Origin of the sequence: Desulfovibrio sp. JC010 (genome assembly GCF_010470675.1) — a bacterium.
Lineage (GTDB): Bacteria > Desulfobacterota > Desulfovibrionia > Desulfovibrionales > Desulfovibrionaceae > Maridesulfovibrio.
The window spans coordinates 186,481-202,290 of the sequence record NZ_VOIQ01000002.1; the positions used below are offsets into that span (position 1 = coordinate 186,481).

The 15,810-nt window shown below is 50.5% G+C and carries 12 protein-coding genes; 10 read left to right on the forward strand and 2 right to left on the reverse strand.

Annotation, left to right across the window (positions count from 1 at the left end; translation table 11 throughout):
* The first annotated feature begins 111 nt into the window (after positions 1–111).
* From FMR86_RS03090 to FMR86_RS03100, 3 genes are all read left to right on the forward strand, one after another.
* Positions 112–1,587, forward strand: coding sequence for a M48 family metallopeptidase (locus FMR86_RS03090; protein ID WP_203544762.1), 1,476 nt, complete (start codon positions 112–114; stop codon positions 1,585–1,587).
* Positions 1,588–1,746: 159 nt separating this feature from the next.
* On the forward strand, positions 1,747–2,724 hold the full coding sequence (locus FMR86_RS03095) for a bifunctional riboflavin kinase/FAD synthetase (RefSeq protein ID WP_163349613.1): 978 nt from the start codon (positions 1,747–1,749) through the stop codon (positions 2,722–2,724).
* Positions 2,724–4,541, forward strand: a complete 1,818-nt coding sequence (locus tag FMR86_RS03100) for a chloride channel protein (protein WP_163349614.1) — start codon at positions 2,724–2,726, stop codon at positions 4,539–4,541. The genes FMR86_RS03095 and FMR86_RS03100 overlap by 1 nt, the downstream gene beginning before the upstream one ends.
* Positions 4,542–4,691: 150 nt before the next feature.
* Here FMR86_RS03100 and FMR86_RS03105 read toward each other — a convergent pair whose 3' ends face one another.
* Positions 4,692–5,477: a hypothetical protein gene (locus FMR86_RS03105; protein ID WP_163349615.1), complete on the reverse strand. Its 786-nt coding sequence runs from the start codon at positions 5,475–5,477 to the stop codon at positions 4,692–4,694.
* 314 nt (positions 5,478–5,791) lie between these two features.
* Between FMR86_RS03105 and hslV the strand changes: the two genes are divergently transcribed.
* The 4 genes from hslV (at position 5,792) to FMR86_RS03125 (ending at position 10,455) form a co-directional block, all read left to right on the forward strand.
* A complete protein-coding gene (gene hslV / locus FMR86_RS03110; RefSeq protein ID WP_163349616.1) occupies positions 5,792–6,331 on the forward strand; it encodes an ATP-dependent protease subunit HslV in 540 nt (179 codons plus the stop codon).
* 18 nt (positions 6,332–6,349) lie between these two features.
* A complete protein-coding gene (hslU, locus tag FMR86_RS03115; protein ID WP_163349617.1) occupies positions 6,350–7,726 on the forward strand; it encodes an ATP-dependent protease ATPase subunit HslU in 1,377 nt (458 codons plus the stop codon).
* A 163-nt stretch (positions 7,727–7,889) separates the two neighbouring features.
* Entirely contained in the window at positions 7,890–8,627 is a 738-nt protein-coding gene (locus FMR86_RS03120) for a tetratricopeptide repeat protein (protein ID WP_163349618.1), read from the forward strand.
* 241 nt (positions 8,628–8,868) lie between these two features.
* Positions 8,869–10,455, forward strand: coding sequence for a flagellar hook protein FlgE (locus tag FMR86_RS03125; protein WP_163349619.1), 1,587 nt, complete (start codon positions 8,869–8,871; stop codon positions 10,453–10,455).
* Positions 10,456–10,534: 79 nt separating this feature from the next.
* Here the strand turns inward: FMR86_RS03125 and FMR86_RS03130 are convergent, their stop codons facing one another.
* Entirely contained in the window at positions 10,535–11,008 is a 474-nt protein-coding gene (locus FMR86_RS03130) for a ferritin family protein (protein ID WP_163349620.1), read from the reverse strand.
* Positions 11,009–11,325: 317 nt separating this feature from the next.
* Between FMR86_RS03130 and FMR86_RS03135 the strand changes: the two genes are divergently transcribed.
* The 3 genes from FMR86_RS03135 to FMR86_RS03145 all read left to right on the forward strand — a co-directional run bounded on the left by FMR86_RS03135 (position 11,326) and on the right by FMR86_RS03145 (position 15,474).
* Positions 11,326–12,945 carry a histidinol-phosphate transaminase gene (locus FMR86_RS03135; RefSeq protein ID WP_163349621.1) on the forward strand — a complete coding sequence of 540 codons (1,620 nt, stop codon included), beginning with the start codon at positions 11,326–11,328 and terminating at the stop codon, positions 12,943–12,945.
* 13 nt (positions 12,946–12,958) lie between these two features.
* Positions 12,959–13,279 carry a hypothetical protein gene (locus FMR86_RS03140; protein WP_163349622.1) on the forward strand — a complete coding sequence of 107 codons (321 nt, stop codon included), beginning with the start codon at positions 12,959–12,961 and terminating at the stop codon, positions 13,277–13,279.
* A 128-nt stretch (positions 13,280–13,407) separates the two neighbouring features.
* Positions 13,408–15,474: a methyl-accepting chemotaxis protein gene (locus FMR86_RS03145; protein ID WP_163349623.1), complete on the forward strand. Its 2,067-nt coding sequence runs from the start codon at positions 13,408–13,410 to the stop codon at positions 15,472–15,474.
* The last annotated feature ends 336 nt before the right edge of the window (positions 15,475–15,810 follow it).

Genomic DNA, 15,810 nt, shown 5'->3' on the forward strand with positions numbered 1-15,810 from the left:
TCACGGGGGCTTCTTTTTATATACTTTCTTTACAAGCTGCGGTTCAAAACTTACTCTCTTCCATATGAATTTGAATCATCAACACCGCCGCTAAATCCGGCAAATTTTAATATGAATTTCAGAAACAAAATTTTCCTCCAGAGCACCACACTGATCCTGATCTTTTTTTTCAGTTTCTGTATAACCCCGCAGGCCACAGCAAACTCACTTTTCGGCGATTTCACAGTCAGTGATGAAATCAAACTCGGTAAAGAATTCGACAAAATGGTCCGCAGCAGGCTGCCCATCATCCTCGACCCCCAGATTGACGGATATGTTAAAAGACTTGTTGCACGGGTAGCCAAGCATATACCGCCCCAGCCTTTCCCCATCAAAGCCACGGTAATTCGCAACAATGCCATGAATGCCTTCGCTGTTCCGGGGGGCTATGTTTATGTCTTCACCGGACTTATTCTGAATATGAAGCACGAAAGCGAGCTTGCCGCTGTTATCGGGCACGAACTCGCACACGTAACTCTGCGTCATGCCGCCCGGCGTATTGAAAAAATGAAAATGGTAAATATGGCCAGCATGCTCGGCACTCTGGCCGGAATGCTGATTGGCATAGCCGGCGGCGGGGCTAGTATGGGCAATCTGGGACAGGCCATTGCAATGGGATCCCTGGGCGGGGCGCAAGGAGCATACCTGAGCTACACTCAGGAGAACGAGCGTGAAGCCGACCATCTGGGCATGAACTACCTTGTTGCCTCAGGTTACAACCCGCAAAGCATGGTTGACGGTTTCAAGGTCATGAAACAACGCCAGTGGCACATGAGCAACACCAATATTCCCACATACCTGTCCACCCACCCCGGCCTTGATACCCGTATCGCTTATCTGGAGAACAGGTTCACGCGCATGCCTCCTGAATATTTCAAGCGAAAAAATGACGATGCGGAATTCCATAAGGTCCAAACCCTTATCCGCGCCAGACTGACTTCAACAGACGTGGCCCTGGCCTACTATCTGGCTATTCCGGAAAAAGAACGGACCTGCCTCGACCATCTGGGGCTGGGCATTGTCTACTCGCGCATGAAGAAGAACAAAAAGGCGGAGCAGGAATTCAAAAAAGCCAACGAACTCTGTCCCGGAGACCCCCTCATTTTGCGTGAAGAAGGACGCTTTTATTTTAATATAGGAGACATGGATAAAGCTTCACCGCTGCTGCACCAGGCCTACCTGCGCGCCCCCACTGATGCCATGACTCTTTTTTTTATCGCCCGAATCGAAGGAGTGCGCAAAAATTACAAGCAGGCCATCCTGACCATGCGCAGGGTAGCGGAAATGGTTCCCCATGATCAGGAAATCCATTACCACCTTGGCCGCATGCTCGGAGAATCCGGCCACTATTTTCAGGCCCACGCCCAGCTTGCATATGCTGCTTTTTACGGACGCAATATGAAACAGGCTCAGTTCCATCTGCGCAAAGCCGAAGGACTGGCCAAAACTAAAAAACAACGCGAAGAGCTTAAAAAGCTGCAGGAAACCATCAATCCCAAGCCGCCGGAAGAACAGAAAGAGAAAAACGAGAAAAAAAAGGAGGAGTAATTACACCCTCAAAACACAAACACCACAAGGTCTTGTTTTAGATGGATTTATTTAGCAACTCATTTTTACCGGACCACCCCGGACATCTTGAATGATATATGGTTTTAATGTACAGGTTTTCGTTTCTACAATCTTTCGCCAATAAAAAGTGAAGCGAACATGATCATCGCAAAATCAATAAATGAAATAGTAAAGCCTGAACAAGGCACATGTGTAACAATCGGAAACTTTGACGGTGTCCATAAAGGGCACCAGAAGCTGATCAGCTCCACCTGCAAAAAAGCAAAGGCCAACGGGCTTGCCAGCGTGGTGGTAACTTTCGATCCCCACCCGCTGCGGGTGCTGGTCAACAGCAAAACCCCGCCGTTCATCACCCTGACTTCCCAGAAGCTGGAACTCATTGCCCTGCATAAGCCGGATATTGTTCTGGCCCTGAATTTCACCAAAGAAATGGCCGCCCTTTCCCCGGAAGAATTCATCAAGCAGTACCTCATCGATCCGCTGAATATGAAAGAGATGGTTGTGGGCTATGATTACGCTCTGGGCAAAGGCCGCAGCGGCAACTACGAAACCCTTGTCGAACTGGGCATCAAACATAAATACGATATTGAGAGACTCGATCCGGTGATCATCAACGATGCCGTGGTCAGCTCTTCACGCATCCGCGATATGGTCAGCGAAGGCAATGTCTGGGACGTACGCCCCCTGCTGGGACGTTTCTATCAGGTTCGCGGCGAAGTGGTTCACGGCATGAACAGAGGCGGACGTCTGCTCGGCTTCCCCACTGCCAACATCAAGCTCGAAGACGAACTTTTCCCCAAAAAAGGGGTCTATGCCATCCGCGTGGAAGTTGAAGGCAAGGTCCTGCCCGGTGTCGCCAACATCGGCAAGAACCCCACTTTCGGCAACGAAGCCCTTTCCGTGGAAGCGCATATTCTCGACTTTTCCGAAGATATTTACGGCAAGGATATCCGGGTCCATTTCATTCAGCGCATCCGTTCCGAAAAGAAATTCAACGGACTGGATGAACTTAAGGAACGTATCGGAATTGACATCGGTCTGGCCCGTGAAATCCTCTCATACCCTGAATCACAGGTCCGTCCCGGACTGCACCTGTCAGAATCAGGAGCAGAATAATGAGTCCTTTCCTCAGTGTAAGTACATGGAAAGATCTCGCCCGCTCCTACCGTAATGTCAGCCACTTCCGCTGGCTGGTGCTCGGTATTGTGGTCGGTGTCCTTTCCGGCATCGTGGCCGTGCTTTTCTTCGGCGCGGTGGAACTGGGCAAATACTTTTTCATGAGCCAGCTGGCCGGACTTTCCCTGCCTGCTCCGGAAGGTGAAGAACTTTTCCATGGTCACGCCGGGGAACAGCTGCGCACCTGGACCATCCCTATCTGCCTGACCATTGTCGGCCTGATTACCGGGTGGCTGGTCAACAAATACATCCCCGAAACAATTTCCGGCGGCACTGACGGTACCGACGCCACCATCAAATGCTTCCATCAGGGCGGCGGCCTCATGAAGCCCATAGTGCCCGTAATCAAAGGAATCAGCTCTGTTTTCACCATTTCCTGCGGTGGTAGTGCAGGCCGCGAAGGCCCCATCACCCAGATGGGAGCCGGGGTCGGCTCATGGCTGGCCCAGAAGCTGAAACTTTCCACCAAGGAACGCCGTATCCTGCTTCTTGCCGGTGCAGCGGGCGGACTGGGTGCAATCTTCCGCGCCCCGCTGGGCGGCGCGCTCACCGCCATTGAGGTCATCTACCGCGAGGACTTTGAATCCGAGGCCATCCTGCCTTCGGTCATCTCCTCGGTAGTCTCCTATTCCCTGTTCACACTTTTCTACGGCACAGAACCCATCTTCGGCATACCGCGCTTTGTTTTCCACGACCCGCGGGAACTTATCTTCTACGTGGCTCTGGCCTTTGCCTGCACCTTTGCAGGCTGGATGTACATCCGCACCTTCCGTTTCATCAAATATTCCGTCTTCTACCAGATCAAAGACCGGGTCGGCCTCATGTGGGCCACCGGACTCGGCGGTCTGATGATGGGACTCATGGGTATGTTCTTTCCGCAGGTGCTCACCGGGGGCTACGGCTGGCTGGAGATGGCCATCATGGGTGAAATCCCGCTCATGATGATGATCGCCATCGTCATCGGCAAGACCGTTGCCACCTCCATGACCATCGGTTCCGGAATGTCCGGCGGTATGTTCGCGCCCGCTCTTTTCGTGGGCGGCATGTCCGGCGGTATCGTGGGCCAGATTGCCGGAAAATATTACCCGGACATCGTCACCCAGCCCGGCGGATACGTACTGGTCGGCATGGCCGCATTCTTCGCCGGGGTGGCAAAAGCCCCCATCGGCCCGCTGATCATGGTCTGCGAGCTCACACAGGGTTACGGTCTGCTGGCTCCGCTCATGCTCGCCTCCGCACTGTGCATCGTGCTCGGCCGCAGCTTCTCCCTCTACGAACATCAGGTGGAAAGTAAATTCGATTCCCCGGCCCATATCGAGGACAAGACCATCAACATCCTTGAGGGCTTACACGTGGAAACCCACTACAAACCGGGCCGCGTAACCACCCTTGAAGAAGGAACCACGCTCAAGGCGTTGACCGATATCATCGCCAACACCAACGAGCTCTACTTCCCGGTCAAAAACGACGACGGAGTGATCACCGGAATCCTGACTATTCAGAACGTCAGGAACCATCTCTTCAACCCGGATCTCTTCGACCTCATCCTCGCCAAGGACCTCGCCACCAAACCGGCGACCCTCAAGGCCGATGACGACCTCTACACCGCCCTGCTCCAATTCGTGGACAGCGACTACGGGCAGATTCCGGTTGTAAGTGAGGACGATCCCAACAAAATCATCGGGATCATCAACAGGGAGAACGTTTTCCGGGCTTATGCAAAGGCTGTCCGGGAGTTACGGGAGGCTGCGGAGTAAGACTGAGTTGATGCGCTTCGCGCTTTTGTTGGACGGATTTCGCCTCCGGCGGCCAAAGGGACTAAGCCCCTTTGGAATCCCTATTAGGTAAGAAAAAAGCTCCCTCTTGCGATTGCAGGAGGGAGCTTTCGAATTTTCTACGGAAAAAATTTAAACAACTTCATCAACATAGGTCCCCGGAGGAGGCACTGCACCTACAGCAGAACTCCCCCCTTCTACTGTCTGAGTAGAATCCCCGGTCAACTCCACCTTCTTTTCACTATCAGGCTCAACAGCACCGGCTGCCGCCAACGTACTAACCTGCTCCGCAGCCTGAACATTCCCGGTCACAGTCTGTCCCTCTTCCGGTTCGTTGCCTTTAAGCACCTTCTCACTTTGGGATTCAGTTGCTTCTTCAGCTTTCTCGGCAATCTCTTCAGTCATTTTTGCGGGATCAGGGTCAGTATCAACGATTTTCTTACTGCCCTCGGGAGTAAGTTTTTCTTCGATCTTTTCTTCGGTCTTCTTCTCCTGTTCCTCTTCCCGCTCCTTGCGATCTTCTTCGATCTTCTCTTCCATCTTTTCGCCGGTGTAATCTTCGGCTTCATCCTTTGCAGCCCTTTCCGCTTTCATGCCCACAAGCATTAACGCAGCATTATTACCCGGAAATTTAGCTCTCACCAGGTCAGCTTCGGCTTTATACACATCAACCACATTCTGCATGCGGTTGCGGAAATCATTATCTATATCAAAGGCGGTCATCATCCCTGTAATATACCGGGACTCTTCGCGGTCATGCTTGAAAAAGCTGTCCGCCATCATATTGCGCTGGGAAAAAGAATGGCCCTGCGGTTCCCGTTCGACCACTTGCTGATGAGTTGAATTTTCCTCTTCAGCAACTTCCTGTTTCATATTGAAAATATTAAATTTAAAGCCCGAAGATTCACCGATTCTCATGGCTGGCCTCCGTATATTTTTTTAGACCGCGGATCGTGTATTAATATTATTTTCGGCATAAATTGATATTTCTTTAGGTTGAGGACCAAATTTCCCCTCCCCCCTTGCCATCCCCCCCAAAGGCATTATCTTCTGGTAACTCAAAATTTCACCCCTCTATCAAGACCTAACCTCCCGCCAATACTGGCAGCGAAGCTTATTAAAAGGTTTTGGGATTCTTAAACCCTTTTGCAAAAGGGTTTAAGCCGCCGGAGGCGAAATCAGTTCGACAAAAAGCGCGCAGCGCAACACATACGAGAATTCAGGAGCTAAATATGGAAATGAGAGGAACAACCATTCTGGCCGTTAAGGACGATAAAGGCACTGCCATGATCGGTGACGGTCAGGTCACTATGGGACAGGCTGTGGTCATGAAACATTCCGCAGTCAAGGTCCGTACCCTTTACAATGATCAGGTTATCGCCGGATTCGCAGGGGCGACCGCAGATGCCTTCACCCTTTTTGAACGCTTTGAAAAGAAACTCAAAACCTACTCCGGCAACCTTGTGCGCTCCGCCGTTGAGATGGCTACCGACTGGCGCACTGATAAATTCCTGCGCAAGCTGGAAGCCATGATTATGGTTGCCGATGCCGAGCACATTCTCATCATCAGCGGTAACGGCGATGTTATCGAACCTGATGACGGTGTTGCGGCCATCGGTTCCGGCGGGTCTTATGCCCTTTCCGCTGCCCGTGCGCTCATGCGCAACACTGAGATGCCCGCAGCGGACATTGCCCGGAAATCCATGGAAATCGCCAGTGAAATCTGCGTTTACACCAACGACAATTTCGTTCTCAAAACCCTCGAAAAATAAAGACGCGAGTTACAAAAAATGAGCAATCTTACACCTAGAGAAATCGTTTCTGAACTGGATAAATTCATCATCGGCCAGTCCGATGCAAAACGGATGGTCGCCATTGCCATGCGTAACCGCTGGCGTCGTCAGCAGCTTCCGCCGGAACTGCGTGACGAAATCGCACCCAAAAACATCATCATGATGGGCCCCACCGGGGTCGGTAAAACAGAAATCGCCCGCCGTCTGGCAAAGCTGGCCGGATGCCCGTTCTTCAAGGTCGAAGCCACCAAATTTACTGAAGTTGGATATGTGGGCCGCGATGTGGAATCCATGGTCCGCGACCTTATGGAAATCGGCATCAACCTTGTGCGCAAGGAAGAAATGGAGAAGGTCAAAGTAAAGGCGGAAAAGCATGCTGAAGATGCCCTGCTCGACATTCTGCTGCCCTCCTCCAAGCCCAAACAGCCGGGCATGGGATTCTTCAACCCCGCAGCACCGGAAGAACAGCAGCAGGAACAGCCCACAGCGGACCAGTCCTCCACCCGTGAGAAATTCCGCAAAATGTGGCGCGAAGGCAAGCTGGACGAGCGTGAAGTTGAAATCGAAGTTTCCGTTCAGGGCGGAGGCGTGGAAATCATGTCCATGCCCGGTATGGAAGACATGGGCATGCAGGTCAATGACATGATCGGCAAGATGTTTCCCAATAAAAAGAAGATGCGTAAGGTCAAGATTCGCGAAGCTTACGATATCCTCATCCAGCAGGAATCCGACAAGCTCATCGACATGGACAATGTGGCCGAACTGGCCCGTGAACGTGTTGAACAGGGCGGCATTCTCTTCCTCGATGAAATCGACAAGATCGCCGGTAATCAGGAAGGCGGCGGCTCCGCAAATGTCTCCCGCGAAGGCGTGCAGCGCGACCTGCTGCCCGTGGTTGAAGGCTGCGTGGTCAACACCAAATACGGCATGGTCAAGACCGACCACATCCTGTTCATCTCTGCGGGAGCGTTCAGCTACGCCAAGCCCTCGGACCTGATCCCAGAGCTTCAGGGCCGTTTCCCCCTACGCGTGGAACTGACCTCTCTTGATAAGGACGACTTCTACCGCATCCTCACCGAGCCGCAGAACGCCCTGACCGTTCAATACAAAGCCCTGCTGGAAACAGAAAACCTGACCATTGATTTCAGTAAGGAAGCACTGGAAGAAGTGGCCCTCAACGCCCAGAAATTCAATGAGGAAACTGAGAACATCGGAGCAAGAAGACTTTACACCATCATGGAAAAAATCCTCTCCGACCTCTCCTTTGAAGCCCCGGACCGTTCCGGTGATTCCATTGTTATTGATAAGGATTACGTGCAGGAAAAACTGCAGGATGTAACCGAAGACAGAGATCTTTCACGTTATATTCTGTAGCAGACAATATTATACGCATTTTATTAACAATAAAGCGGGACAGTTGTAATTCTGTTCCGCTTTTTTACCGTTTTTAGAAATTGAGCCCCATGCGGATATGTGCTATATGCTCAGTTTATTCAAGACGACACAATTTAAATAATATATTCCGGCAGATAACAACATGACAGCAAGCGCAGCAGCCCAGCCTAAAATTAAAGGTACTTTTTCCACCAAATTAGTACAGGAAGTCGGGACCGGGACAACCAAAAGAAAGATTATCCAGTCCTTTCTGTACTATGCAGAAGAAAAAGATAACGGCGAGATAGGCTTGCGCGTGCTCAATGAAAACAGCGTACCTTCCGGAGAAGAACAGACAATCAGCAAAGAAGAGTTGCTGGAATCGTTCACCCCTGAAGTGGAGCTGTATACCTCCACGGTCTACCCGGCCATGCAGCAACTCAACAAAGCTCTTGCCAAAGCCGACCGCCAGCGCAGACAGGGCAACACCTTCACCGCCGAAGTCGAATACGGCAAAGCCCTGAACATCGACGAAGAAAACATCCGGGCCAATTTCGGTATCGGCCTCTGCTACCTTGACCGCAATGAAGCGGAAAAAGCCACAGACATCTTCAACACTCTCATTGAACTTGATGCCGCATTTGAAAATGACCATAAGCACCTGTTCAATGATTTCGGCATATCCCTGCGTAAAAACAAAATGCTTGATGAAGCCGTGCAATTTTATTCCAGAGCACTGGGCCTGACCGATAATGATGAGAACCTGTATTTCAACATGGCCCGCTGCATGTATGAAGGCGGCAAGAAAAAAGAAGCTCTGGATTATGCAGAAAAATGTCTGGCCATCAATCCGGAATCAAAACCCGCCCTGAAGCTTAAAAAACATCTGAGCAAAAAATAAATCGGCTTATCCGGCCCTTTTCATATTAATTTTCCTGAAGTCCTTCTTAATCACACATTAAGAAGGACTTTTTTTCCGCCTTCCTTCCAAACAGACATTACAAACCCTTGATATAGCTTAATGTAAACTTTAGGCACACCCTTTGCTTAAATACCGGTACCGGACTTTTATTCCGGGTTACAGGTTTAACAGGTGCAGGCGGAGTCAACATTATAGCCGGCACCGATCAAGGAGTTTACACATGGGTTTCAGCTCAATGTATACAGCCGCAACAGGCGTGAAGTCACACGGGGTACTTCTGCAGCAGATTGGCGCAAACCTCGCCAACGTGAATACCCTTGCATATAAGAGCGGTGACACATTTCTGGAAACACTCGGCAGCGCAACTTCAGCCAAGGCCAATTCCGGAATCGTCGCCAATCAGGGGCACACATCCGGACAGATCGGGCTTGGCTCCAGAGTTGCGGCCACCAGAATAAATTTCAAGGAAGGTGCTTTTCAGAACTCTTCCTCCAGTACCGATATCGCCATCGGCGGTCAGGGTTTTTTCCGGGTGGCAGATCCGGGCTCCGGCGGCAGTTATTATACCCGCGCAGGAAACTTCCATTTTGATAAAAACGGGCTGCTCGTAGACAGCCACAACAATATACTCCAAGGCTATTCAATAGATCAGGACGGCAACATAGGGACAACCTCGCAAAATATAGCCCTGCCCATGAAGGAAGAAACCGATACCTACGGCAATAAGCAGATGGTTGTTAAGTCCGATCCTAAAGGCACGGATTACGTAAATATGCGTACCAACCTTGATTCAGGAGCCGTAGATAACAGTGAAACCGAAGGTTCTCCCTTCTTTTCCCTTCTTACCGAGTGGGACGGCACCAGCAACACACCGCTTACTGCCGATGAATACGAGTACAACAGCTCAATACAAATTTACGATGACAACGGTAACAAGCATGACCTGATCGTCTATTTCGACAAGGTCGTGAATGACGGAGACAGCTCGGACAAACGCCACTGGGAATACGTTGTAACCGTGCCTCCGGGAAGTGACGCCGGTTCGCTGACCGGAACATCCGGTGCAGGACTGGTCATGGCCGGAACCCTCACCTTTTCCGGCGACGGAACCCTGCTCAACCAGAGCGCGTTTACCCTCGCTGCCGGAGCAACCGACGGCAAGGACCTTGCAAACTGGGAACAGGCAGCACTGAACAGTAACGGACAGCCGACCTTCAGCGTAACTCTTTCCGGGGCAACAGGAACCCCAACAGCTCAGACCGTAGCCTTTGACATGGGCATCACTTCGGGCACAGATTCATGGGACACCAGCGGAGTAACCGCAGCTGATATAGGCAGCAACGCATCTTCCCTGCCGGGCATGGAAGACGGCAAATTAAATGCTCTTGCCACTACTGACTACTACGGTTCATCTTCAACCATCAGCCAGTCTCAGGACGGATATGGGGAAGGCTACCTCCAGAATGTGGCCTTTAATTCCGACGGCATCCTGAGCGCACTGTTCTCCAACGGAATGTCTCAGGACCTTTATCAGGTAAACCTGTACAATTTTAAAAATGAATACGGGCTGCGCAGGGAAGGTTCCAACTACTTCAGCGCGACCACTGACTCCGGCGCGGCAATTCAGGGTGTAGCCAGAAAGGACGGCCTCGGTTCGGTGGTCAGCAACACCCTTGAAACCTCAAACGTGGATCTGGCGGACGAATTTGCCTATATGATCCTGACCCAGCGCGGTTTTCAGGCCAACTCCAAAGGCATCACCACCACGGACTCACTGATCAACACCGCTCTTGGAATCAAGAAGTAAACGTTAAGACTTACAGCCAAAAATAAAGCCCCCTGCGGTTAAACCGGAGGGGGCTTCTTTGTGTCCGTTGTGCTGTATACTAGCTCAGTTTTTCAGCCAGCATACGCAGGTGCTTGCGCTCTTCGTCAATACATTCCTCAACGAATTTACGCTCAGTATCGGGAACCATTTTCTTCAGCTCGGTAAAAAGCAGGATGGTATCCTTTTCAAAACGCATGGCCGCACGCACAGCCTGTTCAAAATTGAACGCTTCATCCTTGAATGCCGCGGTGTAATCAAAATTGAAAACATCATGAGAATCCACAAGAGCCATTACATACTGGGTATATTCTTCGTAATCACTTCCCGGAGGCACCTCGATGGAACCGATACGGTCACGCATGTCCCGGAAAAACAGCTCATGCCTTGATTCTTCCTCAGCAAAAAATTCGAAGAATTCCTTAGCTGCAGGATCTTTTGCCTCATCAGCTGCCAGCAGGTAAAAAGCCTGTCCTTTCTGCTCAATGCGCATTGCAAGTTCAGCCACTTCATTGGCACTGAAAAAAGTAACCATTTGTACACCTCATTAATTAAAAACGTCTTCTGGGAATCAATTTTTCTCAGATTTATCTTGGACAAATCAGTAGAATTTCTGCAAACAGATGGTCATTAATTTTTAATATTAACCAGACTTGGCAAAAGCGCAACCGCAACAAGTTATATTTTTACTTCAAAACCTTTCCATTTTTACAATTCAATAATATAAACAGATAATAGCTTCGGCCTTAAAAAAATAGCAAAAATGGTTTGAAAACAACAAGCGGTATCCGTGCTGATCATGTTTTCTAAAAGCCGGACCGCATATTCATAAATTAATTAAAGGGGAGAAATATGACCGCTGATTTACAGGAAGATGTAGCTCTGCAACACTTTGTTGAACAGTCGCTGGAAAAACTGGACCAGATTGAAAATGTCCTCATAGAGATGGAAAAAACCACTTCACCCTCGGCAGCATCAGTTGCGCAGGTGTACGGGATTCTCGTTTCCCTGAAAGAAAGTGCGTCACTGCTTGAGCTTACCAACATAAGCCTCGTAGCGGACAAAATCGGCAAGGTGCTGGATCAGGTATATAAAAAGGAAATTGAACTCAGTAACGACCTGCTGAACATCATTATCGATTCGTTTGACAAGCTCAACGAGATGGTCAGTAACGCCACCCTGAGCAATGGCTATGACATCCGCATCATAACCCTGCCGCTTGAAATGTACTCCAAACCCACTGCCGCTCCTGCTGAGAAAAAAGCAGAACCGGAAAAAAGCACTCCGGCTCCCTCACCGGAACCGGCTCCTGCTCCGGCATCGACAGCTGAGCCCGACCCCGAACCTACCCCGGAACCCGAAACAGCAGAAACCTTTGTCGAAGAACCTCAGGAGACTGAAGCTCCGGCCGCAGAAAGCAGTGCCGAAACAAAACTCAGCCCGGCTGCATTCCGTAAAAAATACAGCATCAAAAAAGACATAGACCTTGCCAGCAACTCTAATCCGCTGGGAGTCTCCAAGGCAGTGTCAAACGCCATCATCAACATAGCCAACAACTGCAATATTTCCGAAAGCGACTCCACCGACAGCCTGAAGTTCGGCCTCGCCAAGCGGCATGACGTACCGGAAGAATGCGTCCTCACCGCGGGAGGTGCAGTGGAAATTCTCGACCTGACCCTGCGTCTTTCCGCGATTCCGGGAGTAGACCACGTGCTGAGCTATGAGCACGGCATGCCGGAATACAGCAGCGTTGCCGCTCTCTGCGGAGTGGAACTGCTGCGGCTGCCCAGAGGACGAAATTTCTCACCTCCGCTGGACCAGCTGGTGAAGACAGCAAACGAGACCACTGCCGCAGTCATCATCACCAACCCGGACATTCCTTCCGGCTACGGTCTCCCCGCAGAAGAACTGGCCACCATGTCCAACCTCCTGCCTGAGCGGACCCTGCTCATTGTTGATGAAAGATCAGTGGAATTCTCATGGCCTGAAGACGACTACTCCATGGTCAACTTTCTGGATAAAGCACCTAATCTGGTCATCCTGCGCAGCTTCTCATGGTCCTTCGGCCTTAGGGGAGTGCGTCTCGGATATGCTCTGCTGAACAGTAAACGCGCCCGGGAATTCGAAGAATCAAGGCTTCCCCTGCCCATCAGCCCGCTGAATGTGGAAGCAGGACTGGCAGCCCTTAACCACAGTGAGTTCTACTACTCCACTATCGCCCTGATCATCAGGGGCAGGGAACGTGTACAGAAGGGGTTGGAAGAACTGGGCTGCACCGTCTATCCCAGCCAGAGCAACTTCATTATGTTCAGTGCTCCCATAACGGCAAAAGAACTGCATAGTAAAATGCTGGATCACGGCTTTAAACTGCGTAAGTTGGATGAATACGGTATTTCTGACCTGCTTACAGTTTCCATCGGAAACAACTCCCGGAACCGCATGTTTCTCGCAGCCATGAAAAACATTCTATAAATTGGAGGATTCGATGTTCAAAAAAGTACTTCTCACCGGTTTTCTTCTGCTTTCAATTGCCGGGTGCTCAAGCCATCCCACAACCACACAGGATGTCAGCGCGTTCTGCCGCTCACTTCCTACTGAAGAACTCTGCGCCACTCAGGATGCCGTTTGTGCCAAATATTCTGAAATAACACTAGCTCCATACCAATCCGCCAAAGAATGCCGTATGGCCTGTGAATCCGTACACATGAAAATGGACCGTGACCTGATGCAGGCTGACTGCCTGCAGCTGATCCAGAATGTTGAGGAAAAGTGCAACGAATTCTGCAATTCCAACTACGCTGATTAGAACGGATCAACACCCATACCTTGAAAGTTGATAATCTCTGGCGTAATAGCTGATTAAAAACAGGCAGTGCTCCGGCAAGCGGGGCACTGCCTCTGATTAATATGAACAAACCAAAGGATTTTTGCGCCATGCTGAAACGGTTTACTGTCGGACAAAAAATATTCTCCAGCTTTATTGTTGTATTTCTCCTTTTTGGAGTCGTCAGCATTGAATCATTGATGGCATTGCAAAAATCATCCTCAGGTTTTACGGACTACCGGGACTTCGCCAAGGACTCAAATCTGATCGGTGAAATTCAGGCCGGCATCCTGCAAGGGCGCACCCACGTTAAAGACTACATAATCACCGGGGACAATAAATACAGCCGTAAATACTTCGACAATGCCAAAGAAGTCTTTCCACTGCTCGAACGGGCTGAAAAAGAACTGGCCTCGGAAAACCGGGCCAATCTCATCAAAAAAATCAGCTCCCTGCTGAAAGATTACGATGCAAGTTTCAGCGAAGTGGCGAAAGCCCAGCGAGAAAGGGACAATCAGGCATACTCCGTACTGGTCCCGGCCGGGGATATCATGGAGCAGAATTTCAACCGTATAATCACCAATCTGGGCAAATCCAAGAATAATGCAGCCGCCCTTTATCACTGTGCAAAAGGGGTAAGACATCTGGTTCTCGGCAGACTGTATACAACTAAATTTATTGAGAACAGCTTAGAATCACACCAGAAAAGAGCCATGGCTGAAATGGCTGCAGTGAACAATGAACTGGTCCAGCTCAACACACTCCTAAATAAACAAAACCTGATCCTGCTTCAGGAAATAATTGATGCGCGTAAAAATTATCTTAATGGATTAGGAGAACTCTTTGCCCAGACAGCAACCCGTGACAAGCTGCTGAACACCGAACTTGACGTGATAGGTCCCCAGATGAGCGGACTGATCACTCAGGCCAAATCATCAATAGTCGCGGATCAGGACAAACTCGGCCCGACACTGCAGGCCCGTAATGACCGGGCAATCCAGAACACCTATATTTTCGGATTTTTTGCCTTTGCCATCGGCGTCATTGCTGTTGTCTTCGTCGGGCGGGACATCACCCTGCCCCTGCGTAAAGTAGTGGAAGCTGCCTACCGCATTGCCGAAGGTGACATGACTCAGGAAATCAAGGGCACTGACCGCAAGGACGAGCTCGGCTCCCTTGCCCGTGCCTTCAACAAAATGAACGGGTCGCTCAATCAAATGGCCGGAGCAATGAAACGGGTTGCCGATTCCGACCTGACTGTAAGTGTGGAAGCCCGCTCGGAAAACGATACTATCGGCAAGGCACTGGCAACCATGGTTGAAACCCTGAAAGGTGACAACCAGCAAATCCACGAAACAGTACGCACCCTGTCCTCTTCCCTGAGCCAGATTTCCGCGGCTTCTGCAGAGCTGACTGCCAGTGCGGCGGAAACCGCCAGCGCAGTGGCCGAGACCAATGCCACAGTGGAAGAAGTCAAACAGACTGCCCACCTTTCCAATGAAAAATCACGGCAGGTGGCCGATGTGGCCCGCAAGGCCGTCTCCACCTCCCAGCAGGGCAGAAAGGCTGCGGACGATGCGTCTTCCGGCATGAAAGACATCCGCACCCAGATGGACACCATTGCCCAGTCCATAGTGAAACTTTCCGAACAGTCCCAGCACATCGGAGACATTATATATGTAGTGAACGACCTTGCTGACCAGTCCAATATTCTGGCAGTAAACGCCTCAATTGAGGCATCCAAAGCCGGAGAGGAAGGACGGGGATTCACCGTGGTTGCCCGTGAAATCAGAAATCTTTCGGACCAGTCCAAACAGTCCGTAGCCCAGATCCAGTCCATCCTCGCCGACATCCAGAAAGCCACCAGCTCTGCGGTAATGATCACCGAACAGGGCGGCAAGGCTGTTGAAACAGGGGCAACGCTCTCCTCCCAGACCGGGGAGGCCATTCTCAACCTGAGCACGGTCATCAACCAGTCCGCCCAGTCCTCAGCACAGATTGCGGCCTCCAGTCAGGAACAGCTGGCCGGACTTGATCAGGTGGCTGTGGCACTGGGGTCCATCAAACAGGCCGGGGAACAAAACCTCGAAAGCTCACGCCAGTTGGAAGAGGCAGTCAAGGACCTCGACCAGCAGGCCCGCTCCCTGAAAGACATGATGGACAGGTTCAAACTATAGACACAACCACCGGAATATAAAGGCCATAAAGCTCCCGAAGGTTCAGCCTTCGGGAGCTTTTTGTTTTGCGCAAAGCATTACCTGAACAATCATTCAAAAATAGTCAAACCAGCGAAACCAACATAAACCACTAGAAATAAAGCACTAAAAAACTCAAACAGTCACAGACACAGCACTCACACCCACTCGAAACAGTGCTGACTCCTCTACCTCCAGCTCAGAAACAGAACAAAATTTCCTTTTTCCAAAATATACCCCCACTAAATTTTTGAAATGACGATTACAAATTATATTTTTAATGTTTTTACAATTTTATACCGAACAACTACACAAGCT